Origin of the sequence: Citricoccus sp. SGAir0253 (assembly GCF_005877055.1) — a bacterium.
Lineage (GTDB): Bacteria > Actinomycetota > Actinomycetes > Actinomycetales > Micrococcaceae > Citricoccus.
Window position 1 is genome coordinate 938,441 of record NZ_CP039424.1, and the last position, 23,174, is coordinate 961,614.

Annotated in this window: 19 protein-coding genes; 11 read left to right on the forward strand and 8 right to left on the reverse strand. The window is 67.6% G+C overall.

What is annotated here, in order from left to right; all coding sequences use genetic code 11:
- Positions 1–32: 32 nt before the first annotated feature.
- On the reverse strand, positions 33–1,073 hold the full coding sequence (locus E7744_RS04345) for a cation transporter (RefSeq protein ID WP_137773074.1): 1,041 nt from the start codon (positions 1,071–1,073) through the stop codon (positions 33–35).
- Positions 1,070–1,591: a transporter substrate-binding domain-containing protein gene (locus E7744_RS04350; protein WP_137773075.1), complete on the reverse strand. Its 522-nt coding sequence runs from the start codon at positions 1,589–1,591 to the stop codon at positions 1,070–1,072. Before E7744_RS04350 ends, E7744_RS04345 begins: the two co-directional genes overlap by 4 nt.
- Positions 1,592–1,700: 109 nt before the next feature.
- Between E7744_RS04350 and E7744_RS04355 the strand changes: the two genes are divergently transcribed.
- Positions 1,701–2,618: an SGNH/GDSL hydrolase family protein gene (locus E7744_RS04355; protein WP_137773076.1), complete on the forward strand. Its 918-nt coding sequence runs from the start codon at positions 1,701–1,703 to the stop codon at positions 2,616–2,618.
- A 43-nt stretch (positions 2,619–2,661) separates the two neighbouring features.
- A complete protein-coding gene (locus E7744_RS04360; RefSeq protein ID WP_137773077.1) occupies positions 2,662–3,201 on the forward strand; it encodes a hypothetical protein in 540 nt (179 codons plus the stop codon).
- Between the two features lie 91 nt (positions 3,202–3,292).
- Here E7744_RS04360 and E7744_RS04365 read toward each other — a convergent pair whose 3' ends face one another.
- From E7744_RS04365 to E7744_RS04375, 3 genes are all read right to left on the reverse strand, one after another.
- Positions 3,293–4,345 carry an NAD-dependent epimerase/dehydratase family protein gene (locus E7744_RS04365; RefSeq protein ID WP_137773078.1) on the reverse strand — a complete coding sequence of 351 codons (1,053 nt, stop codon included), beginning with the start codon at positions 4,343–4,345 and terminating at the stop codon, positions 3,293–3,295.
- Complete coding sequence (locus E7744_RS04370) at positions 4,345–5,664, reverse strand: zinc-dependent alcohol dehydrogenase (protein ID WP_137773079.1); 1,320 nt, start codon at positions 5,662–5,664, stop codon at positions 4,345–4,347. The genes E7744_RS04365 and E7744_RS04370 overlap by 1 nt, the downstream gene beginning before the upstream one ends.
- Positions 5,665–5,797: 133 nt before the next feature.
- Positions 5,798–7,924 carry an acyltransferase family protein gene (locus E7744_RS04375; RefSeq protein ID WP_137773080.1) on the reverse strand — a complete coding sequence of 709 codons (2,127 nt, stop codon included), beginning with the start codon at positions 7,922–7,924 and terminating at the stop codon, positions 5,798–5,800.
- Between the two features lie 146 nt (positions 7,925–8,070).
- On the opposite strand from E7744_RS04375, the gene glmS reads away from it, so the two are divergent.
- From glmS to wecB, 9 genes are all read left to right on the forward strand, one after another.
- On the forward strand, positions 8,071–9,942 hold the full coding sequence (gene glmS / locus E7744_RS04380) for a glutamine--fructose-6-phosphate transaminase (isomerizing) (RefSeq protein ID WP_137773081.1): 1,872 nt from the start codon (positions 8,071–8,073) through the stop codon (positions 9,940–9,942).
- A 224-nt stretch (positions 9,943–10,166) separates the two neighbouring features.
- Complete coding sequence (locus E7744_RS04385) at positions 10,167–11,957, forward strand: nucleoside-diphosphate sugar epimerase/dehydratase (protein ID WP_246858542.1); 1,791 nt, start codon at positions 10,167–10,169, stop codon at positions 11,955–11,957.
- Complete coding sequence (locus E7744_RS04390) at positions 11,947–13,083, forward strand: aminotransferase class I/II-fold pyridoxal phosphate-dependent enzyme (protein ID WP_168199749.1); 1,137 nt, start codon at positions 11,947–11,949, stop codon at positions 13,081–13,083. The genes E7744_RS04385 and E7744_RS04390 overlap by 11 nt, the downstream gene beginning before the upstream one ends.
- Positions 13,080–13,736 carry a sugar transferase gene (locus tag E7744_RS04395; RefSeq protein ID WP_137773082.1) on the forward strand — a complete coding sequence of 219 codons (657 nt, stop codon included), beginning with the start codon at positions 13,080–13,082 and terminating at the stop codon, positions 13,734–13,736. The genes E7744_RS04390 and E7744_RS04395 overlap by 4 nt, the downstream gene beginning before the upstream one ends.
- A complete protein-coding gene (locus tag E7744_RS04400; RefSeq protein WP_246858543.1) occupies positions 13,733–14,377 on the forward strand; it encodes an acetyltransferase in 645 nt (214 codons plus the stop codon). Before E7744_RS04395 ends, E7744_RS04400 begins: the two co-directional genes overlap by 4 nt.
- The gene (locus tag E7744_RS04405; protein ID WP_137773083.1) at positions 14,374–15,615 is read left to right on the forward strand and encodes a glycosyltransferase family 4 protein; all 1,242 of its coding nucleotides are present in this window, start codon (positions 14,374–14,376) and stop codon (positions 15,613–15,615) included. Before E7744_RS04400 ends, E7744_RS04405 begins: the two co-directional genes overlap by 4 nt.
- Before the next feature lie 7 nt (positions 15,616–15,622).
- Entirely contained in the window at positions 15,623–16,630 is a 1,008-nt protein-coding gene (locus tag E7744_RS04410; RefSeq protein ID WP_305764211.1) for a polysaccharide biosynthesis protein, read from the forward strand.
- Between the two features lie 13 nt (positions 16,631–16,643).
- Positions 16,644–17,738: an SDR family oxidoreductase gene (locus E7744_RS04415; protein WP_137773085.1), complete on the forward strand. Its 1,095-nt coding sequence runs from the start codon at positions 16,644–16,646 to the stop codon at positions 17,736–17,738.
- A 21-nt stretch (positions 17,739–17,759) separates the two neighbouring features.
- Positions 17,760–18,869: a non-hydrolyzing UDP-N-acetylglucosamine 2-epimerase gene (wecB, locus tag E7744_RS04420; RefSeq protein WP_137774834.1), complete on the forward strand. Its 1,110-nt coding sequence runs from the start codon at positions 17,760–17,762 to the stop codon at positions 18,867–18,869.
- Between the two features lie 178 nt (positions 18,870–19,047).
- Here wecB and E7744_RS04425 read toward each other — a convergent pair whose 3' ends face one another.
- The 3 genes from E7744_RS04425 to E7744_RS04435 form a co-directional block, all read right to left on the reverse strand.
- Entirely contained in the window at positions 19,048–20,475 is a 1,428-nt protein-coding gene (locus E7744_RS04425) for a hypothetical protein (RefSeq protein WP_137773086.1), read from the reverse strand.
- 13 nt (positions 20,476–20,488) lie between these two features.
- Positions 20,489–21,547: a glycosyltransferase family 4 protein gene (locus tag E7744_RS04430; RefSeq protein WP_137773087.1), complete on the reverse strand. Its 1,059-nt coding sequence runs from the start codon at positions 21,545–21,547 to the stop codon at positions 20,489–20,491.
- A gap of 156 nt (positions 21,548–21,703) precedes the next feature.
- The gene (locus E7744_RS04435; protein WP_168199750.1) at positions 21,704–22,924 is read right to left on the reverse strand and encodes a lipopolysaccharide biosynthesis protein; all 1,221 of its coding nucleotides are present in this window, start codon (positions 22,922–22,924) and stop codon (positions 21,704–21,706) included.
- Between the last annotated feature and the right edge of the window lie 250 nt (positions 22,925–23,174).

Sequence of the window (23,174 nt, forward strand, 5' to 3'; positions counted from 1 at the left end):
GCAGGACGGCCCGCCCGTCGGCGCCCAGCCCGTCAGCGCTCCGCCCACTGCATCCCGCCCTCGGCCTGGCGGTCCCCGGCCCGGCCGCCGTGCACCTCGGCGGGCAGCTCCGGCACGGGCACCACCACGATGTCCTCGAGCTTCCAGTCCAGCTCCGCGAGGGAGTCGCGCAGGGACTGCAGCCGCTCCAGGGTCACGGTGGCCCCGGGCTCGGGGACCACGAACATCTCCACGTGGAACACGTGGCCCTCGTCCCGGACCCGGGCGCCGGCCTGCCGCACCCAGTCGCTCGAGCTCGCGTGGTCCTCGGCCCGGTAGACCAGCGGGTGCTCGCCCTTGCCCTCGATCGTGCGGGCGCGGGCGTCGGCCAGGTCCGTGACGGCCGTGCCGACGTTGCGCACGCCGTCGTACACGATGCTCGCGCCCACGAAGATCGCGGCGGCGGCGTCCGCCCACCACCAGCCCAGGCCCACGCCGGCCACGCCCACCGCGGTGGCGATGCCGGTCTGCCAGTCGGCCTTGTTCATGTCCGCGTCCGCGTAGAGGACCTTGTCGTGCAGCTGGTCGGCGATCTTGAGCTTCATCCGGCCCAGGATCACCGGCCCCGGGACGGACAGGAGCATGACCACGATCATGAACCAGCCCATCCAGATGGTCTGCCCGAACAGGTGGTAGGAGCCGATCGGCGGGTGCTCGCCGGTGACCAGCCCGATCGCGGAGTCCACCACGAGGAAGACGCCCATGGTCAGCAGCGCCACGCCCGCCACGAGGTGGCCGATCCCGATGGCCCGGTGGTTGCCGTAGGGCCGGTTCCGCGAGGGCGGGCGGTTGATGACGCGCATGGCCACGAGGAAGGCGGTCGGCGGGACGAAGGACAGCATGTCCTCGATCCACGCGGCCTTCATGGCCTGGGAACTGCCGGTCACGAGCCCCACCACGAGCACCGTCACGGCTAGGACGCCCAGGGTGATCCACTCCAGGCGAATCGCACGGTGCGCGGCCTGCTGCAGCTCCGGCGGCAGCTCCGTGCGTCCGAAGCGGCGCCCGGCGTGCCGGTTCCCGTTGCCGCTCATGGCCGCGCCCCCGGGTGCTCGGTGTCCAGGTACCGCTCGAGCTCGGTGAGCATCTGGTTCTCGCCCAGCGGCACCGCCATGACGAGCCTCGCGGTCTTCCCGTCCGGACCGGTGTCCTCCGCGTAGGAGCGCGTGATGGCGGCGTGCGTGGTCCAGGGCGTCTTGGTGGTGAGCCCGCCGGCCACCAGGTCGAGGTCGCCTTCCTTCAGGGCGGTCATCGCCGCGGCCTCGCCCGTGACGGTCCACTCGATGTCCGCGTCGATGCTGCGGGCAAAGCCCTCCACGAGCTCCGCCTCGCTGCCCTCCGGCTCCGCGCCGCTCGCGTCCACGTAGGGCGGGTGGTGCACCGCGCCCACCCTCAGGGTGCCCCCGGTGGCCCGGTCGTAGGTGCCGTCCGGGTCCGCCGGATAGCCCGACGACGTGCAGCCGGTCAGTGCCAGGGCGGCGGTGAGTGCCAGTCCCGCGAGCGGCAGCCCCGCCCGGTCCCGCCGTGGTCCACCGTCTCTCCCGTGTCTCATCCCCGTCTCCTCTCGACGTGCGCCACTGTAGGCATGCCCGTTCCGGGGAAGCCAGTCGGCGGACGGCGATGTCCGGGTCGTGCCCGGTCAGCCGGGTAGGATCCCCCCTGTGAGCGCGCATGAGGGTGTCCGGAAGCTGCAGTGGGTGGGCCTGGTGGTCCTCGTGGCGGGCATCCTCGCCCTGCTCGTCACGCTGGTGAACCAGCAGCGGGAGTACCGCACGGCCGCCCAATCGGCCCAGGCCGCGCAGGCCAGCGCCGGGTCCACCGCCCCGGACGGGAACGCCCCGGGCGGCCGGGAGTCCTCCGCCGGTGCGTCCGCCTCGCCCTCGGCGTCCGAGGCCCCCTCCCGGTCCGCGGCCGAGGACGAGGACGGCACCGAGGACCCCGTCGCGGCGGCCACCGCGGCCGCCCGCGACGTGGTCGGCGGGGACGAGGACATCGTCATCAGCGTGCTCGGCGACTCCACGGGAGACGTCTCCACCGAATGGGTGGGCCGCTGGGCCGCGCTGCTCGGGGAGGAGGCGTCCGTGGAGATGCACTCCTGGAACGCGGACGAGGACCGGTTCTACCTCCAGCCGCGCACCTACGGCTCCGGCGAGCGCCGGATCACCCTCTACAACGGCTCGCCCGGGGACGCCACCCCGGCGGACGGGCTGCGGCACCTGGAGGCCATGCGGCCGGAGTCCGTGGACCTCACCCTCGTGAACTACGGCCACCGCGGCACCCTGGACGAGCTGCAGGAGGGCCTGCCCGGCCTGCTGGACGCGCTCACCGCCGGGGAGGACGCCGCCCCGGTCGCGCTCATCGCGCAGAACCCCGCCACGGGGGACTGGGAGGAGCAGGACGCGCGGATCCGCGAGGCGGTCCGGGCCGAGGCAGCCGAGCGGGACCTGCCGGTCATCGACGTCGAGGGGGCCTTCGAGGACGCCGGGGACCTCGGGCCCCTGCTGGTGGACGCCATCCACCCCTCCGAGGAGGGCAGCCTGCTCTGGGCGGAGACCGTTCATGGGGTCCTCACGGACTGACCGGCCCTTGCGGAGCGGGCCCCGGTCCGCGTAGTCAGGGACCATGAGCACCAGCGACGCCACCGGCACCCCGAAGGACCACGTCCCCCAGCTCCTGGACCGCCACGAGCTCCAGGACTACCTCAACCACCACCTGCTCGGCTCCCGCAGCGGCGTGCGCATGTTCCGCACGGCGGCGGACACGTGGCGGGGCACCCCGTACGAGCAGCGGTTCAAGGACCTCACGGCGCAGGTGAGCGAGATGCAGGACCGGCTCATCGCGCTCATCGACCGGCTGGGCCTGCACCGGTCGCCCCTGCACGCCATGGCCGGCCTGGCCGCGGCCGTGGCAGGCCGGTTCAACCCCGTGAACCTCACCCGCTCCAAGACCCAGGGCATGACGCAGGTGGAGCTGGACATCCTGCAGGGCGCCCTGCAGGGCCAGATGGGCATGTGGCAGGCCCTCGCCGAGCTCGCGACGCTCGCTCCCGAGGGCGGCCTGGACCGCGCCGAGATGGAGGCCAACCACGAGCGCACGCGCGAGCTGCAGGACGCCGTCCGCCGCATCAGCGACGAGACCCTCGGCACGCGCTTCCTGCGCTGACCCGCCGCGCCCCCCCCGGGTCACGTACACGCCCGACGTCGCGACGCGCCGAGCGGGCCGACGTCGGGCGTGTACGTGACCTCCTCTTGGGCTACTCGGCGGGGGAGTGGGAGCGGTGGTCCGCGTTGCCCAGGGCCTCGAGCCCGGCGAAGTGGTCCAGCAACTCCCGCACCGCGCGCTGCGAGGACACGGTCTCGTTCCAGCCGACCTCGCGCCGGATCCTCGAGGTGTCCATGATGGGCACGACGGCGGCCATGTCCACCCAGCCCGGGTCGGTCGGCTGCAGCCGCAGCCGGTAGGTGGCCGAGGCGAGCCGGGCGAAGAGGCCCACCGGCAGCTCCAGGTACCGGCGCGAGCCGAGCAGCTGTCCGACGGTCCGGGCGTCCAGCACCGGCTCGGCGGCCACGTTGAACGCCCCGGCGGCGCGCTGGCGGGTCACCTGCCAATACGCCTCGGCGATGTCCACGTCCGCCACCGCCTGGAAGCGGATGCCGCGCGGGAAGGGCAGCACCGGGATCCGCCCCGGGGCGAGCAGCCACGTCAGCAGCCGCGCGGGGAGTAGGTCGCCCAGGAAGTAGTCCTTGATCTCCGGCGCCGGCCGGGCCCCGAAGATCAGCCCCGGCCGCAGGCGCGTGACCAGCAGGTCCGGGTGCTCGGCCTGCAGCTCGTCCAGCAGGTGCTCCACCTCGGCCTTCTGCGCCCCGTAGTGGGAGGTCGGCGTGCCCGTGGTGGGGTGGGACTCGTCCACCGGCACGGTCTTGGAGCCCTTGCCGTAGGCGCCGATCGAGGAGGCGTAGACGAGGTGGGGGACCTGCGCATGGGCCACCGCCTGGAAGACGGTGCGGTTGCCCTCCACGTTGACCCTCCGCAGGAACTCGCGGTCGCGGTTGGGGCGGATGACCCACACGAGGTCGATCACCGCGTCCGCACCGCGCATCACGATCTCCAGCCGCGGGCCGGCGTCCGGGTCCGTGACGTCGATCCGGTGCCACTCGACGCCCTCGTAGGGGGCGCCCGCGCGGTCCGGGCCCTCGCGGGAGACCCCCACGATCGACTGCACCTGGCCGTCGGCCCGCGCCTGCTGCAGCCGGTGCAGCAGGGCGGTGCCGACGTTGCCGGTGGCGCCGAGGACGACGATCCGCATCAGATGTCCCAGGAGGTGTCGGTGGGCGACGTGGCCCGCGGGGCGGACGCGGAGGACGACGAGGAGGCCGCGGAGGCACCCGCCTGCGGGGAGAAGCCCGCGCGGGCGATGCCGGACTGCGAGGCCTGGCCGGCGGCGTGGAGCCCGGGCTTGAGCACCACCTTGATGCAGCCGTCCTGCTTCTTCTGGAAGATGTCGTACATCTCCGGGGCGCGGTCCAGCGGCACCCGGTGGGTGGCCAGGTCCAGGGTGCCCAGCGGGTCGGACGGATCGTCCACGAGGGGCATGAGGTCGTCGATCCAGTGCTTGACGTTGCACTGGCCCTGGCGGATGGTGACCTGCTTGTCGAACAGGGTGAGCATCGGCAGCGGGTCCGCCATGCCGCCGTAGACGCCGGAGAGGGAGAGCGTGCCGCCGCGGCGCACCGCGTCGATCGCCGTGGACAGGGCGTTGAGCCGGTCCACGCCGCCCTTCTTCATCATCAGCCGGCCGATCGCGTCCGGCAGCATGCCCACGAGCTGGTGGGCGGTCCCGGCGGCGGGGGAGCCGTGGGCCTCCATCCCGACGGCGTCCAGCACCGCGTCCGGGCCGCGCCCGTCCGTGGCCAGCCGCAGGCGGTCGACGACGTGCTCGTCCTGGTCGATGGCCTCGATGCCGTGGCGCTCGGCCAGGGCCCGGCGCTCCGGGACGGGGTCCACGGCGAGCACCCGGTACCCGAGGTGCCGGCCGATGCGGGCCGCGAACTGGCCCACCGGGCCGAGCCCCAGGACGGCGAGCGAGCCGCCGTCGGGAACCTGGGCGTACCGCACGCCCTGCCACGCGGTGGGCAGGATGTCCGAGAGGTAGAGCCACTGCTCGTCCTCGCCCGTGTGCGGGACCTTGATGGGCCCGTAGTCCGCGTTGGGCACGCGCAGGTACTCCGCCTGGCCGCCGGGCACGGAGCCGTAGAGCCGGGAGAAGCCGAACAGGGCGGTGCCGGAGCCGTGCTCGCGCACCTGGTTGGTCTCACACTGGGACTGCAGCCCGCGCTCGCACATCCAGCAGTGGCCGCAGGAGATGTTGAAGGGGATGACCACGCGGTCGCCCACCGAGATGTTCGTCACCTCGGAGCCGACCTCTTCCACGATGCCCATGGGCTCGTGGCCGAGGACGTCGTCCTTGTCCATGAACGGACCGAGGACCTCGTAGAGGTGCAGGTCCGAGCCACAGATGGCCGAGGAGGTGATGCGGATGATGGCGTCCGTGGGGGCCTGGATGACCGGATCGGCCACCTCCTCGACCGCGACGTGCCGCTTTCCCTGCCAGGTGAGTGCTCTCATGCCGTACCTCCTGCTGATCGCTGGTGGTGGCGCCCGTGCCCCGGTGCGGGGCCTGCGCCCTCTGCGTCACCGTAGGCACGGACGCCGGGGATTGGCTAGTGGCGGCGGTGTTGATCACTCCACGGAGAGGGGCTCAGGCACCGGCCGAGGCCACCGGAATGCCGGTGGCACGGAGGGCGTCTCCGAGGGCCGGCGCCAGCGTGGTGGAGTAGGTGGCCGTCAGGTGGCTCGTATCGCGGTAGACCAGGACGTCCCCGATCACGGCCCGGCAGGTTCCCTCGGGGCAGATCCACGGCTCGAGGTCGATGGGGTGGGCCTCTGGGACGAGGCGCAGGGCCGCCTCCTGGGCGGCCCGGCCGCTCTCTCCGCCCTCGCGGGCGGGGAAGTCACAGCGCGCCACCACGGACGAGTTCCGTTCGACGCACTCGGCCATGTGGAAGCCGGGCGACGGCGGATCGACGAGGACCCGGACCGGGATCCCCGCGGCGTCCAAGGCCCTCCAGGAGGCGGCCAGGCCCGCGTGCATCGGCTCGTCCGTCGCGGAGTCGTACTGGAAGCTCGACGTGAGCACCAGATCGGGCTCCAGGGCGAGGAGCCTCCGGCGCACACCGTCGTTCCAGGCCTCGCAGGAGGGATGGCTGATGCCGTCGTACGAGACTGACCCCTCGGTCATGGGACAGGAGGACTTGGTGTACGCATGGACCTGCCAGCTGTTCCTCTCGGCTAGGGGCACGAGCGCCGGCAGCCACTGGGCGGCGTGCGAGTCCCCGACGACGGCGATCGTCAGCTTCGGCCGGTCCGAGCCGTAGACGCAGGCCGTCGGACCGGTCCCCGTGGCGCTCTGGTGGCATCCGTCGCGATAGCTCGCGGGGTTGTCCGCCGTCGCCGTCCCGGGCGAGGGGATGACGTGCCCGCCCGCAGGGTCGAGGGCTGCGTCCGCGTCGGCGGGGAGGAGCTCGGCTCCGAGCAACAGCCGGCTCCCGGAGCCGGTCCTGTCGAACTCGAGGCCCTGCTCGTACTCCTGCTTGACGCTGGCAGAGAGGGCGGCCTCCCGGGACTCCCGGAGGGCACTGGCCGCGGCCCAGGTGAACGTGCACGCCGTGACCGCCAGGGTGGCGGCCAGGCCCACCTGCACGGCACGGGCCGGCCCCTGGGCGAACCGCCACCGCTGCGCCGGCCGCTCGATGTATCGATAGCTCAGCCATGCCGGGAGGAAGGAGAGACCGGCGACCGCGAGCCCGCTGGCCGGCGTGAGTCCGTCGAGGAGGAACTCCGCGACGACCAGCAGCGGCCAGTGCCAGAGGTACAGGGAGAAGGAGAGGTCACCGACCCAGCGCAGGGGGCGGAGCGAGAGGAGCGATCCCACGCCGGTGGCCCGGGACGAAGACAGCCCGGAGACGATGATGGCCGCCGCCCCCAGGGTGGGGACCAGGGCTGCGATGCCGGGGAACGGGGTGGAGGATCCGAAGAAGGCGCCTGCCCCCAGGACGGCGGCGAGTCCGGTCCAGCCGAGGATGGCGGCCAACCAGTGCGGGGTCCGGGCGAGACGCGCCGAGAGCAGGGCCACGAGGACACCGAGGCCGAGTTCGTGCATCCGGGCGGAGGTGGAGAAGTATGCGGCCGCGGGATCGGCCAAGGAGAGGTACACGGACCGTCCCAGCGACGCGGCCGTCAGGAGGACCGCTGCGCCGAGGACGACGGCTCGCGGCGGGAGCACCAACGACATCCCCCCAAGGTGAAGGCCCCCTGACCTCCGTGACCCCAGGAAGGCCCCCGCGACCAGGACTGGCCACAGGAGGTAGAACTGCTCCTCGACGGCCAGGGACCAGAAGTGCTGGAGCGGACTGGCGGCCTCGTCCTGCACCAGGTAGTCCGTGGCTGCGTCGGACAGGTGCCAGTTGACGGCGAACAGGCCGCTGTACGCCGCGTCGGTGGCGATGCCGTCCCAGCGGGAGTGGGGCAGGAAGGCCACGGTCAGGCCCACGGTCCCCGCGATGGCAGTGAGCGCCGCCGGGAGGATGCGCCGCACCCGCCGGGCGTAGAAGTCGACGAGGTCCACCGTGCCCGATGCCTCGGCTCGTCTCATGAGCCCCCGGGTGATGAGGTAGCCGGAGACCACGAAGAAGACGTCCACGCCGATGTACCCGCCCGGCAGGAGGGGGACGCCCGCGTGGTAGACCACCACGAGGAGCACGGCCACCGCGCGCAGGCCCTGGATGTCGAGCCTGAGGCCCTCGGAACCTGGGCGGGAAGATGACATGGGCGGACTCCGGAGGAAGAGCGATGGGACCGGGCGGAGTATACCGACGCGGGGTTGACATCGGGTGACGGTGATCACCTCCCGACGCGGCCTCGATCGGGCCCGCGTGCAAGGTGCGGTCCACGTGGCGGGATACGCTAGGCGGCATGTGTGGAATCGTCGGCTATATCGGCCTGCCCTCTCAGCTGGACCAGCACTCCGCCCTGGACGTGCTCATGGAAGGCCTCAAGCGCCTCGAGTACCGCGGCTATGACTCCGCGGGCGTGGCCGTCATCAACGACGGCGGCATCGAGTACCGCAAGAAGGCCGGGAAGCTCTCCAATCTCGCCGACGAACTGGAGTCCCGCCCGGTGGGCGTCTCCACGGTGGGTATCGGCCACACGCGCTGGGCCACCCACGGCGGGCCGACCGACCTCAATGCCCACCCGCACCTGGCGGACGGGGACCAGCTCTCCGTCATCCACAACGGCATCATCGAGAACTTTGCCGAGCTGAAGCGGGAGCTGCTCGCCGCCGGCGTCACGTTCCGCTCGGAGACCGACACCGAGGTGGCCGCGGCGCTCCTCGGCCACATCTACCGCCACGAGGCCGGCCAGGACCTGACCAAGGCGATGCAGCTCGCCGCCCAGCGGCTCGAGGGCGCCTTCACCCTGCTCGCGGTGCACGCCGAGCACCCGGACCGCGTGGTCGCCTCCCGCAAGAACTCCCCGCTGGTCGTCGGGCTGGGCGAGGGCGAGAACTTCCTCGGCTCGGACGTCTCCGGCTTCATCGACTTCACCCGCAAGGCCGTGGAGCTCGAGCAGGACCAGGTGGTCACCATCACCGCGGACGGCGTGGAGATCACCGACTTCTACGGCAACCCCGCCTCCGGCAAGGAGTTCACGGTGGACTGGGACGCCTCCGCGGCCGAGAAGGGCGGCTTCGCCACCTTCATGGAGAAGGAGATCCACGACCAGCCCGCCGCCGTGGCCGACACCCTGCTGGGCCGTAGCGACGAGACCGGCCGGCTGATCCTCGACGAGCTGCGCATCGACGAGCAGGAGCTCAAGTCGATCAACAAGATCATCGTGCTAGCCTGCGGCACCTCCTCCTACGCCGGCATGGTGGCCAAGTACGCGATCGAGCACTGGTGCCGGATCCCGGTGGAGGTGGAGCTCTCCCACGAGTTCCGCTACCGGGACCCGATCATCGACCCCAACACGCTCGTGGTGTCCATCTCCCAGTCCGGGGAGACCATGGACACCCTCATGGCGGTCCGCTACGCCAAGGAGCAGGGCGCCCGCACGGTGTCCATCTGCAACACCAACGGCTCCACGATCCCGCGCGAGTCCGATGCCGTGCTGTACACGCACGCCGGCCCGGAGATCGCGGTGGCCTCCACCAAGGCCTTCCTGGCGCAGATCACCGCCGCGTACCTGCTGGGCCTGTACCTGGCCCAGCTGAACAAGAAGCTGTACAGCCAGCAGATCAAGGACATCCTGGCCGCGCTGGCCGCGATCCCGGCAAAGGTGCAGGAGATCCTGGACAACGCCGAGGGCATCAAGGCCCTGGCCCGCGACATGGCCGAGGCGTCCTCCGTGCTGTTCCTGGGCCGCAACGTGGGCTACCCCGTGGCCCTCGAGGGCGCGCTCAAGCTCAAGGAACTGGCCTACATCCACGCGGAGGGCTTCGCCGCCGGCGAGCTCAAGCACGGGCCGATCGCCCTGATCGACGAGGGCCAGCCGGTCTTCGTGGTGGTCCCGTCCCCCATGGACCGGCACTCCCTGCACGCGAAGGTGGTCTCCAACATCCAGGAGGTCCGCGCCCGCGGCGCGAAGACCATCGTGGTGGCCGAGGCCGGCGACGAGACGGTCCAGGCCTACGCCGAGACGGTCTTCTACGTGCCGGAGACGCAGCCCATGCTCATGCCGCTGCTGACCACCGTGCCGCTGCAGATTTTCGCCTGCGAGCTGGCCACGGCCAAGGGCTACGACGTGGACCAGCCGCGCAACCTGGCCAAGTCCGTCACGGTGGAGTGATCTCCCGCCGGCCGGCGCACGCGTTCACCCAACGGTTACCGGCAGGACGCCGGGTGGTCGCTGCGCTGACGGCCGGCGACGACCCACGGCGTAGAGAATGATCCGGTCACAGGAGTATGCCCTAGGCTGAATCAGTCACTTTGTCACCACGGGGATGGTGGGGACGGGGAGGCCGGTTCGGGCTGAGGGGCCCGTGGCTGGATCATTCGCAATGGGGGGTCTTGGTGAACCGCATCAATCGCAATCGACTGGCGCGCGCCGTCTTCTGGGCGGTGGACATGCTGAGCTGGGTGGTGATGATCCCCGTGGCGGCCTGGTTCCGCTACGAGTTCGAGGTCCAGCGCATGCCCGTCCTGGGGCTGCTCCTCATCGCCATCGTGACCATCGCACTCCAGTCGGTCCTCGGCATCGTCACCGGTGTCTACCGCGGCCGTCATCCCTACGGCACCTTCGCCGAGGTCCGGGCACTCACCTACGTGGTCGTGCTGGTAGGAGCCCTGACCTCCGTGCTGGTCTTCGCCGTCGGCACGGCCTGGAACGTTCCGCGCAGCGTCGCTCTGATCGCGACCCCTATGGCGCTGTTCTGCATGCTGGCAGCCCGGTACGTGTTCCGCCTCAGCCGTGAGCGCCGCCTCGGGCCGAGGCAGGACGCCGCCCGCACGATCGTCTACGGGGCCGGTTACCTGGGGGAGACCGTCATCCGCCGGATGCAGACCGATGCCGACTCGACGTTCCGGCCCGTCGCCCTGCTCGACGACGACCCGGAGCTCTCGAACCTGGAGATCCGCGGCGTGCGGGTCCTGGGTGGGTTCGACGACATCGCCACGGTGGCCGAGTGCACGGCCGCGGAGGAGCTGGTCATCGCGATCGGCCGCGCCGACTCCTCGCTGGTCCGGCGCATCACCGACGCCGCCCAGGACGCCGGTTTGCGGGTGCGCGTGCTGCCCCTGCTCGAGAACATCCTCGCGGGGCACACGAAGCTGTCCGACCTGCGAGACATCTCCATCGAGGACCTCATCGGCCGGCACCCGGTGGACACCGAGGTGGAGTCGATCGCCGACTACATCGCCGGCAAGCGCGTCCTCGTGACGGGCGCGGGCGGGTCGATCGGCGCCGAGCTGTGCCGCCAGATCGCCAAGTACGCGCCCACCGAGCTGATCATGCTGGACCGGGACGAGACCGGCCTGCAGCAGGCCCAGCTGGGGGTCGTGGGCCACGGCCTGCTCCACACCCGGGACGTGGTGCTGGCGGACATCCGCGAGCCCGAGGCCCTCGAGCGCGTCTTCCAGGAACGCCGGCCGGAGGTGGTCTACCACGCGGCGGCCCTGAAGCACCTGCCGATGCTGGAGCAGTACCCCGAGGAGGCGTGGAAGACCAACGTGCTGGGGACGCTGAACGTCCTCCGGGCGGCGAGGAACGCCGACGTGGCAACGTTCATCAACATCAGCACGGACAAGGCCGCCAATCCGACGAGTGTCCTGGGTCACTCCAAGCGCGTCGCCGAGAAGCTGACCGCCTGGATGGGCCAGGAGACCGGCCGGCCGTACCTCTCCGTGCGCTTCGGCAACGTCATCGGCAGCCGCGGCTCCATGCTCCCGACGTTCCGCTCGCTCATCGAGAAGGGCGGCCCCCTGACGGTCACCCACCCGGACGTCACCCGCTACTTCATGACCATCCCGGAGGCCTGCCAGCTCGTGGTCCAGGCCGGCGCCATCGGCGCCCCGGGCGAGGTGCTCATCCTGGACATGGGCGAGCCCGTGCGGATCCTCGACATCGCCGAGCGCATGATCGAGATGTCCGGCAAGGACATCGAGATCACCTTCACGGGCCTCCGCGAGGGGGAGAAGCTCCACGAGGAGCTCGTGGGCCTGGGCGAGGGCGATGAGCGCCCGTTCCATCCGAAGATCTCACATGCACTCGTCAGCGCCTTGTCACCGGACCAGATGGACCGGGACGTCTGGCTGAAGCGGTGCGGCAAGACGGAACACGAGGCAGGAGTAGTCAGTGGCAACTGAACGAATCTTGATGTCGAAGCCGGACGTCGGAGAGCTGGAGGAGGAATACGTCCTCTCGGCGGTGCGATCGGGCTGGATTGCACCACTGGGACCGGACGTGGACGCCTTCGAGGCGGAGATCTCGGAGCGCACCGGGGTGAGGCATGCCGTGGCGCTGTCCTCGGGTACGGCGGCCCTGCACTTGGGGCTCCTGTCACTGGGCGTGGGGCGCGGCGACATCGTCGTGACGTCCACGATGACCTTCGCTGCGACGGCGAATGCCGTGGCCTACACCGGAGCGACCCCGTTCTTCGTGGATTCGGATCCCATGACTGGCAACATCGATCCTGAGCTCCTGGACCAGGCGCTGGCCGAACTTCAGGGAGCAGGGACGCCCGCCTCCGCGGTGGTCCCGGTGGACCTGCTAGGGAAGGCAGCGGACTACTCCCGGATCGAGTCCATCTGCGCGGTGTACGAGGTGCCGCTGTTCTGCGACGCCGCCGAGTCCCTGGGCGCCTTCCACCGCGGGAAGGCCGCGGGTTCGTTCGGACGCGCTGGGGTCTTCTCCTTCAACGGCAACAAGATCATGACGACCTCTGGTGGCGGCATGTTCGTGACCGACGACGAGATGCTGGCCCAGAACGTGCGCTACCTCTCCACGCAGGCACGCCAGCCGGTGGTGCACTACGAGCACACGGATGTCGGTTACAACTACCGGATGAGCAACATCCTGGCGGCGCTGGGACGGGCGCAACTGAGCCGCCTTGACGAGATGATCAGCAGGCGCCAGCAGTGGCGTGCAAGGTACAAGGACTTCTTCGAGCACATTCCGGGCATCGAGGTCTTCGGTGGCACGAACGACACCGAGGACAATTGTTGGCTGTCGTCCATCGTCGTGGACTCCACACAGACCACCCTCACCGCACGCGACCTGCAGGCGAAGCTCGACCGCGATGGCATCGAGTCGCGTCCGCTGTGGAAGCCGATGCACCTACAGCCGGTCTTCCGGGGTGCCCCTCGTCTCGTCAACGGCTCTTCCGAGTCCCTGTTCGAGAACGGGCTCACCCTCCCCAGTGGTTCATCGATGAGCGAGGCACAGTTCACGCGGGTGCTGGACGCGCTCGAGGACGCCATGGTTCCCGCATGATCGACTACGGGTTCGTCAAGCGAAGCCTCGACGCCCTCGGCGCCGCCGGGTTGCTGGTGCTCGCCTCACCGGCGCTCGGGATCACGGCGCTGATGGTCCGGAGGAACTTGGGCCGACCGGTCTTGTTCACGCAGGAACGTCCCGGGAGGGCGGGAAAGACGTTCCGGATGTACAAGTTCCGCAGCATGAAGGACGTCGATCCCGAGGCGGGTCTGGTTACCGATGAGGAGCGGCTGACCGACTTCGGCCGATGGTTGCGCTCGACAAGCCTGGATGAATTGCCATCCCTGCTCAACGTCCTCAAGGGGGACATGAGCTTCGTGGGACCTAGACCGCTCCTAGTGTCGTATCTGGACCGGTACACGCCGGAGCAGGCACGGCGGCACGAGGTCAGGCCCGGAATCACCGGTCTGGCCCAAGTGAGCGGCAGGAACCTCGTGGATTGGGAGGAGCGCTTCCGGCTCGATGTCGAGTACGTGGACAACATGACCCTGCGGACCGACGCGAGGATTCTGCTGCAGACGGTCAGTGCCGTGTTCCGCCGCCATGGCATATCCGCGGACGGCCAGGCGACCATGAGCGAGTTCACGGGGAGTCCGCTTCCGGCCTCCAGCAGGACTGGAGTCCTTGAATCGCGGGGAACCTCGACGTGACGCCGCGTCCGATGGTCATCGTGGGGGCCGGCGGATTCGGTCGTGAGGCCGCCGATGTGGTTGAGGCCGTCAACTCCGCCGCGGGTACACCGCTGTGGGAACTGTCAGGGTTCTATGACGACGCCCCTGCGGAGAAGAACCTCACTCGATTGCGGCAACGAGGCCTGGCATACCTGGGTCCCATCCCGCAGGAATGGGACGGGACGGACATCAGTTTCGTCATCGGCATCGGCAGCCCTGCCGTGCGCGAGATCCTGGCAGCGCGACTGGAACGGCTGGGCTGGGAGCCGGCCGTCCTTGTCCACCCGGCCGCCGTCGTCGGTTCCCGGTCTCTCCTCGGCGCAGGAAGCGTCGTCTGCGGGGGAGTACAGGTCTCAACCAATGTGCAGCTCGGACGGCACGTCCATCTCAACCCGAATGCGACCATCGGCCATGACGCGGTCTTGGAGGACTTCGTGTCCGTCAATCCCGCTGTCACCGTGTCAGGTGAGGTGCGTGTCCGGACGGGGACCCTCCTTGGCGCGGGCAGCGTCGTCCTGCAGGGACTGGAGGTCGGACCCGGCGCCTTGGTTGGAGCCGCCGCCTGTGTTGTACGGGACGTCCCCGCCGACGCCACGGTCAAGGGGGTGCCCGCACGATGAAGATCGTCGTTCTCAGCCAGTACTATGATCCAGAGCCGGTGCCGATCCCGGGGCAGGTGGCCCGTGGCCTCCGCGCCCGCGGGCACGAGGTGCAGGTCCTGACCGCACCGCCGAGCTATCCGGCCGGAAGGGTCTACGAGGGCTTCCGCAACCACGACACCACCACCGTTGCGGACGGGGTGCCGATACACCGGGTCCGGACGCCGATCTCCCACTCGCAGAACGCCGTGGGACGATTCGCCAGCTACTTCGGCTTCGCGGGGTCGGCTTCGAGGGCGCGCTCCCTGATCAGCGGCGCGGACGTCGTGTACGTGTACGCCACGCAGATGACGGCCTCCATCCCGGTGCACGTATGGAGCCTCCTGTGTGGAACCCCGTTCGTGCTGCACGTCCAAGACCTGTGGCCGGAGTCCATATCCGAGTCCTCGATGATCCCGCCGAAGGCCAAGCAGGCGGTCGAGGCGGTCCTGAACCCGTGGCTGCGCCGTGCCTATGCGCGTGCCGAGGCCATCGTCGCCATCGCCCCGACAATGGCGGAGGTGCTGAGCCGGCGCGGCGGTGATGCCCGCAAGGTGCGGACCATCCTCAACTGGTCCGTGGAAGATGGTCGCCAGGTCACACCTCGGGAACGCCGTACCGCCAGCGAGGGCGGACTCCACCTGCTCTACGCGGGGAACGTGGGAGACCTGCAGGGGTTTGACGTGGTGATAGATGCGCTGTCCAAGAGCTCAGACCCCGGCGTGCGGCTGCGGGTGGTCGGCGCCGGCAGCAGCCTGGAGGACGTCAAGCGGCGTGCCGCTGTTCGGTTGCCCCCGGGGCGGGTGGAGTTCTTCGATCCTGTCCCGCGTGAGAGGCTCGGCCCGCATCTTGACTGGGCGGACTTCCAGTTGATCCCCCTCCGCAACCTGGACATCTTCCGTGGGACCATCCCGTCGAAGTTCCAGGGGAGCATGCGGGAGGCCATCCCCGTGATCACGAACGTCCCGGGCGACCTGGCGCAGATGGTAGGGGACGAGCAGGTAGGTCTGGTCGCGACGCCTGACGACGCGCAAAGCCTGGCCGCGTGCGTCGATCGAGCGGCACGCATCGACGACGAGACGTACGCCGGACTCAGCCGTCGCAGCCTGGAGTTCTACAACCGGTCCATGTCGGCCGACTCCGGGCTGGACCGACTGGAACGGATCCTGACAGAAGCAGCATGCGCAAGGAAGAAAGGGAGCGACCGTGTCGGACGCTAAGAGAATCATGATCACTGGGGGTACCGGCTCCTTCGGGCACACGGTGACCCGTCGTCTGCTCGACCGCGATGACATCCAGGAGATCCGCATCCTGAGCCGGGACGAGGCCAAGCAAGACCAGATGAGGCACGACCTGGGCGATGACCGCCTGCGTTTCTACGTTGGAGACATCCGGGACTACACCAGCGTCGAGCGGGCCATGAAGAACGTGGACTATGTCTTCCATGCCGCCGCATTGAAGCAGGTCCCGTCCTGTGAGTTCTTCCCCATGGAGGCGGTGCGGACCAACGTCTCCGGATCGGAGAACGTGGTCAGGGCCGCTGACCACGAGGGCGTCTCCTCGGTGGTGTGCCTCTCGACCGACAAGGCCGTCTACCCGGTCAACGCCATGGGCATGAGCAAGGCCCTCATGGAGAAGGTCGCCATGTCCTACGGCCTCAACAACCGTGGGACAACGACCACGGTCTCGTGTGTGCGCTACGGCAACGTGATGTACTCCCGGGGCTCGGTGATCCCGTTGTTCATCAAGCAGCTCAAGTCCGGGAAGAACCTCACGGTGACCAACCCGGAGATGACGCGCTTCATGATGTCCCTGGAGGACTCCGTCTCCCTAGTCGAGTTCGCCTTCGAGAACGCACGCCAAGGCGACCTGTTCATCCGCAAGGCGGCATCGTGCACGATCGGAGACCTCGCGCAGGCCGTCATCAACCTGTTCCGGTCGCCCGCCAGCGTCGACGTCATCGGTACCCGGCATGCGGAGAAGCTGTCCGAGGCGCTGGCCAGCCGAGAGGAGCTCTCGCGGGCGGAGGACATGGGGGAGTACTTCCGCATCCCGGCCGACAACCGTGACCTCAACTACAGGATCTATGTCGAGGAGGGGGATCGTGCCCAGATCCTCTACGACGACTACGACTCACATTCCGTCGAGCGCATGACCGTCGAGGAGGTCGAGGCCCTGCTGCTCACGCTCCCCGAGGTGCGCGCGGAACTCAGTCTGGCCGACGTCGGTGCCTGAGGGGGATGAATCCATGAGCAAGATCGCCATCACGGGCGCCGGCGGTTTCCTCGGGCTGCACGTGCGTGCCGCGGCACGGGAACTCGGGGTGAACACTGTGGCCATCCCGGTGGGTCCAGGCTTCGACGTTGATCATGCCGTCGGCGCACTCGACGGGGCGACTCGACTGATCCACTTGGCGGGCGTGAATCGCGGGACTGACGCCGAGATCCAGGAGGGCAACGCCCTGTTCGTCCAGCAGTTGGGCCAGGCCCTGGAGCGCTGCGAGCGGGCTCCGGAGTCGGTCATCTTCGCCAACAGCATCCAGGCCGGCAACGGCACGGTGTACGGAACGGCGAAGCAGAGGGCCGGGGCCGAGTTGGGCACTGCAGTAGAGCGCGCGGATTCCACCTATGAAGACGTCCTGCTTCCAAACCTGTTCGGCGAATACGGACGCCCGCACTACAACTCGGTGGTCGCCACGTTCTCCCACGTGGTAGCTCGAGGCGGAGCCCCGGAAGTCCACCAGGACAAGGAACTGCAACTTCTACACGCCCAGGACGCGGCCGACATCATGCTGGGAGTCGTCGGAGCCTCTGACATGGATCGAGCCTCCCATCGCGAGACCGTCGCAGGCATCCTGGGACACCTGCAGGAGTTCGCTGCGCATTACACCAGCGGAGAACTGCCGGACCTCTCCTCGCCCTTCCGCCGGGACCTGTTCAACACCTATCGGGCCTATGCGTTCCCGGAGAACATGCCCCTTCCGATCACCCGTCACGCCGACAAGCGGGGATCGTTCTTCGAGATCGTGCGTTCGCACGGGGGCACCGGGCAGACCTCCTTCTCGACGACGGCTCCGGGGATCACCCGCGGGGATCATTTCCACCGGCGCAAGGTGGAACGCTTTACCGTCCTATCGGGGACTGCCGAGATCAGGCTTCGACGCCTCTTCGACGACCAGGTGTTCACCTACACGATCACCGGCGATGAACCCAAGAGTGTGGACATGCCCACGCTGTACGCGCACAACATCAGCAACGTCGGGGACGACACGCTGTACACCGCGTTCTGGACCAATGACATCTTCGACCCGAGCAACCCCGACACGATTCCGGAGACAGTTTAAGTGAGCAGACGTTTGAAGGTCATGACGGTCGTCGGTACACGGCCGGAGATCATCCGGCTAGCTAGCGTGATCCAGCGGCTGGAGGAGTGCACGGACCACGTGCTGGTGCACACCGGGCAGAACTATGACTACACCCTGAACGAGATCTTCTTCGAGGACCTCGGATTGAGGCGTCCGGACTACTTCCTCAACGCCGACACCTCGTCCCTTGGGTCCGTGCTCGGGGACGTCCTGCGGGGGACGGAGAAAGTCCTGCTCGAGGAGCGTCCGGATGCCATGGTCGTACTGGGGGACACCAACAGTTGCGTCTCCGCGATCATGGGCAAGCGCTTGAAGGTGCCGGTGTTCCACTTGGAGGCGGGCAATCGGTCCTTCGACCCCAATGTGCCGGAGGAGATCAATCGGCACCTCGTGGACCATGTCAGCGACTACAACCTCGTCTACACCGAGCATTCGCGCCGGAACCTCCTGGCCGAGGGACTGCACCCGCGGGACATCATGGTCATGGGCTCGCCCATGCTGGAGGTCCTCACCACCTACCGCGACCGGATCGACGCCTCGGACGTGTTGAAGCGCCTAGGACTGCGCGAGGGCGAGTACCTTCTGGCCAGCGTCCACCGCGAGGAGAACGTGGACAGCAAGGACCGGCTGGAGAAGGTCATAGCTTCGCTCCAGGCTGTCGCCGCGGACCAGGGCGTACCCTTCCTCGTCTCCACGCATCCGCGGACCCGCAAGCGCCTCGAACAATTCGACCTGACCACGGACAGCAACATCCGCCTCCACGACCCGTTGGGATTCCACGACTACAACCGCCTCCAGCTCGGGGCTCGTTGCGTGATCTCGGACTCCGGCACCATCTCGGAGGAGTCATCCATGCTGGGGTTCCCCGCGGTGACGCTCCGCGATGCGATCGAGCGGCCGGAAGCCCTCGACACCGGATCCATCATCACCACGGGGTTGAACCCGGCTGACGTGGTGGATGCCGTCTGCATGACGATCAGGCAGCACGAACTCGATGGGCCTTCCACCATTCCCGCGGACTACCGAATCGCGGACTCTTCCCGACGCGTGGTCAATTTCATCCGGTCGATGGCTACGACCCACCACCTGCGCAGGGGCATTCGCGTCTGACGACAGCGCACCCGTGTGGCTCCACGGGCTGATTGCCGAATCGGCAGATCGGGGTAGCCATGGAGCCACGCGGGGTGCTTGGCATGGCCTCGGCTTTGTGGGCGCAGCTCGACCTGCGGCCCGCCCGGCGGATCTCGTTGTACGTGAATGGGACCCCGTCGTGCTTCCGGTGAAGCACCTATCGCCGGTACGTCGGGTGGGCTTGGAGTGATTGGCGGAACCTCAGGCGGGGCGCCCCGGCCGGTACGTGGTCATCCGGCTCCCGGATGTGGTCGGGACGGAATCCTTGGAAGTCGTCCCGAGGGACCAAGGCAAAGACCAGGGCGGAGAGCAGCAGGCCATAGCTGAAGAGGGCAGTAATGGGACTGCCGTTGGCCAAGGCGATCACAGGAAGCAGGAGTGTGCCTGAGATGAGGGATATGGGAAGTCCACGTGCAGTCATGTTGAGGAGTATGACGGCACCCACCAGAACGAGCGCCTCGATGGCGATCCCGGCCACGCCCAGATTGGCGAATCCATCGGCAAAGAGATTCGCATTGACATTGAGTTCTTCGAATCCGAAGTACTTCTGTCCGAGGTATATAGACGGCGGGGCGTCATAGGGGGAAGTCGTGATCCCCGAGAGGAAGGAGTAAGACCACAAGTGCTTGGGGGCCTCAGAGTAGAAATCCGCATAGATGGCCGTCAGGTATCCGGAGGTGATCATGAGTCTGTTGACAAAGATCTGCACGACGGAAACATCGCGAATGGAGTCAATGACGACCGATGCGATCGCCACGAGGTTCACGGCATGGAAGAAGAGCGTGCTCCTGGGTTGCGTCTTGCCCTTGAGCATTAGCCCAAGGGCAATAGCTACGGGCACGGAGAGGAAGATCGTCTTGAAGCCCGTCTCAGAATAGATCAAGAGTTGGCCAAGTATTCCTATCAGAACGAGTGGAATATTTTTTTTGAGGGCACCGATGCTCATGAGCAGCGGGTTGATTACGTAGCCCTGATTGCTGACCAAATAGCCGACGATCGGGCTGGCCGCCGTTAGCGCGGACTTATACTCGTCCCGCACGTCATAGACCGACAGCAGTGAGTGGATGTCTATGGTGAGGCCCACGGTAAATGCCATGGAGGTATAAGTGACGGCAGTGAATCCAAAGACCACGGCCCACAGCATCAGGGAACCCCTCCGTACCACCGGGATCACGTCCGGTGCCCGGATGGACCAGAGCCAATTCATGACGAGGAGGACGAAAGCGCTGCCAAGCGACCACGCGAGGGCTTCGGAAGACTTGAGTGCTCCACTGAAGAAGGGGACAACCCCGATGGGCAGGACTACAAAGCTCAGCGTCAGCCAAGCCATGACGTCGGAGGGACGTTGCCATCGTGCGTTGAACGTCCACGCCGTGACGATGTGCGCGCACAGGCCCAGCCACATCAGGACCCTGTCGGGCTCCACGTAGTAATAACGCAGATACCCGAACTTCGGTGCAATGAAGGTCACATAGGCATATTCGAGCACCATGGCATAGACGATGACCCCCACGACGACCGATGCGCGGAAGCGCCACCCGCGCGGCTGCCGAGTAACAGGCCCGCCATCGTCCGCAACCAGCACGTCATGGAAGTCTCTAGACATTCGCCTTCCCTCCAGTGTTGAAGACAGCCTCCGCCAAGCGTGTCAGCGAAGCGGCCGGCCTCTGCTCCCATTGCAGGTGGCCGTCTGCGGCCTGGGCGGCCGCGAGAGCCCGGGCCTTCAAGGCGTCATCATGCGCGTCCATGATGGCTTGGGCCATCCCTAAGGTGTCGTCATCGGCAAAGAGGAAGGACTGCCCCCAAGTCTGCAGGAATTGACGCTGAGCCATGCGCTGCGTGCCAACGACGGTTACGCCGGCTAGAACGTACTCGTAGAGCTTCGTGGGGACGGCGATGTCATTCTGTCCGGCGTCGAGAATCGTGGACACGCCCACGGCATACGTGTCGAGGAGCCCGGGGATTTCAGAAGGCCTGACGGGGTCGATGAGGTTGATGACTGACGAGGCCTGGCTGCGAGCAAGGCGTTCCCGAAACGTCCTCTCCGTATCGGCGTTCGGGAACTTCTTCACCAAGTCCAGAGAAAAGGAAGCTTCCATGTCGACCAAGTGCTCGCCGATGGAGATGAGCTGGTCCATCCCATAGGTGTGGCTGAGGGTGCCTATGTGGATCGCGCCAGTGCGCTCGGTGCCCCCCGCCGTCGAGGCCCGCGTGTTGTACGGATAGTTGGGCGTGATTGCCGTCGGCGCCCCGGCCTTCTGGAAGGCAGGTGTCATCGGTTCTGCAACGAGATTGGCCCCACCGATTACCCGTGCGGAGATTACCTGGAAGCCCGAGATGGCGCGATGCGCGAGGGGCCGAAGGGGAGCTGGCAGTTTGGACGAGTAGTACTCCGGATAGTACTCGTGGACGTCGTAAATGGTGCGGATACCCCGCAACCGGGCCGCCAGTGCGCTCGGCAGCATGTAGAAGTCATGGATATGCCAGTTCCGCGCGCCTGTCCGCAATCCCCTTGAAGTCAATCCGGCAAGCTTGATGAGCCGCTCGGCGAAGGAGGTGCTTGGAACGACCAGTTGTTCCGATATGACATCGTCCGTCGACGGTCGCCCTGTGCCCTCCCAGATGAGCTCCACGCGGAAACCGGCATTCAGCAGCACTTGTGTGCATCGGAGGATGCGTTGGTCACCACGCGGGTGAATCGTGGGGATACAGACTAGCGGCGAGGTCGAGGTCGTTGTCCGCGGGACGTGAAGGGTCCACTTGTCGGTCGTGACCGTTCTTGACTGCAAATCCATGGAAGGACCACGAACCTTTCAGGTTAAGGTGTCACTTTTTCGGGTTGCGCGGAGGAGCAAGACTAGATAAACGACATAGAAGACGGTGATGACCACGCTAATGCCCAGGACCGTCACAATTGGATCGTGTGACATTGCGCCCAGCGCGACGCCTACGGACGCCACGGCCGCGAAGCGACAGGCGTCCCAAATAAGTTGGAGTCGATCGCGGCGGAAGATTGCGAGCAGTGTAGACAATGGGCCGCACACCAGCTGGCTGGCGATCATCGGAGCGAGCGGCGCGAAGTAGGCGTGAGAGGCACTGAAGCCCGCACCCAACAGGGCGGCGACCCATGACTGCGGGACCACGACCAACGCCGCACCTGCAACGGCGCCGACAATCGACAACCGGCGGATCCAGGTTTTCACGACTACGGATGTCGGTTTGCCTGTGCGCAGTCGAGCACTGACCGTTGCGATAATCACGGGAGATAGTGCGGCAAGAACCAATCCGACCGGTACGAGCGCCAGACGCTGGACGACCGAGAATTGGCCTGTCGCTTCGGTGCCGAACTGATAGGACAGCAGTAGTGGCAGGAAGGCCACCGTGATCGAGTTCAGTGTTGCTGACAGCGTGAGCCGGATCATCTGCCGCAGGTTCTGGCGGCCGAAGGCCGCGACGCTTCCATCTCCATTCGGTCGCGGCCGAGGAGCCCGCAGAAGCGCGAAAGCGCATCCGTACCCCGCTACGAGGCCGCCGACCAGGCCTGCCCCGGTAGGAGAGACTAAGGCGAAACCACCTTGGGCTACGACCTGTCCCAGTCCTTGGGCGGCTTTGGCGCTTCCGATCCGCCCCAGCGCGTTGCGGCGAATGCGGGATTGCTGATAAATCGCCGCTCCACCCAGAAAGAAAGTCACCGCTCCTACCAGCGCCGACTCCAAGAGTCCCGCTCGCGTGGAGAGGTACATGGCAAGGGCGCCGAGGAGAGATGCAGCGAACAGGGTCAGCGAACTGAAACGGGTTGCGTTGGCGAGTTCGGATTCGTCCAAGCGGGGAATGAGAAGCTCCACGCGGAGCGTGCCGAAGGTCGCGCAGATGCCGGCAATGGCCAGCCCTACCGTCATGACGCCGAACGCCTCCGGACCGTATAGGCGCGTCAACCATGGTGTGGAGATGAAGATGGCTCCCTGGCCGATGGCCAGGCCCAAACCGATGCGAGCGGCGGGGGACTCAAAGGCCCGCCTCCAGAGCTGCCTCACGCCACCGCTCCTCCAGGTCGTGGGATGAGCCGCAGGGCCCTGCCGCTGCTGCCGGGACAAGGTGCGCCGTGCCAGACATTGCATAGATTGTCTGGCCCCCGCACCGAGCGATGACTGTACCGGACCCTGCGATGGATCGATGCACTGACGCCCTTGTCGGGGCCGGGAGGACAAATCGGGGGACCACAAGGCGAGCCCTCGCAGTTGATACACTGACGCCTGTTTGTGTCCAAGGCTGATCGGAGACCAA

Excerpts from the sequence above, each read along its gene's own strand:
- E7744_RS04345 (WP_137773074.1), bottom strand. The coding sequence starts at position 1,073 with ATGAGCGGCAACGGGAACCGGCACGCCGGGCGCCGCTTCGGACGCACG.
- E7744_RS04350 (WP_137773075.1), bottom strand. The coding sequence starts at position 1,591 with ATGAGACACGGGAGAGACGGTGGACCACGGCGGGACCGGGCGGGGCTG.
- E7744_RS04360 (WP_137773077.1), top strand. The coding sequence starts at position 2,662 with ATGAGCACCAGCGACGCCACCGGCACCCCGAAGGACCACGTCCCCCAG.
- E7744_RS04365 (WP_137773078.1), bottom strand. The coding sequence starts at position 4,345 with ATGCGGATCGTCGTCCTCGGCGCCACCGGCAACGTCGGCACCGCCCTG.
- E7744_RS04370 (WP_137773079.1), bottom strand. The coding sequence starts at position 5,664 with ATGAGAGCACTCACCTGGCAGGGAAAGCGGCACGTCGCGGTCGAGGAG.
- E7744_RS04375 (WP_137773080.1), bottom strand. The coding sequence starts at position 7,924 with ATGTCATCTTCCCGCCCAGGTTCCGAGGGCCTCAGGCTCGACATCCAG.
- glmS (WP_137773081.1), top strand. The coding sequence starts at position 8,071 with ATGTGTGGAATCGTCGGCTATATCGGCCTGCCCTCTCAGCTGGACCAG.
- E7744_RS04395 (WP_137773082.1), top strand. The coding sequence starts at position 13,080 with ATGATCGACTACGGGTTCGTCAAGCGAAGCCTCGACGCCCTCGGCGCC.
- E7744_RS04405 (WP_137773083.1), top strand. The coding sequence starts at position 14,374 with ATGAAGATCGTCGTTCTCAGCCAGTACTATGATCCAGAGCCGGTGCCG.
- E7744_RS04410 (WP_305764211.1), top strand. The coding sequence starts at position 15,623 with ATGATCACTGGGGGTACCGGCTCCTTCGGGCACACGGTGACCCGTCGT.
- E7744_RS04415 (WP_137773085.1), top strand. The coding sequence starts at position 16,644 with ATGAGCAAGATCGCCATCACGGGCGCCGGCGGTTTCCTCGGGCTGCAC.
- wecB (WP_137774834.1), top strand. The coding sequence starts at position 17,760 with ATGACGGTCGTCGGTACACGGCCGGAGATCATCCGGCTAGCTAGCGTG.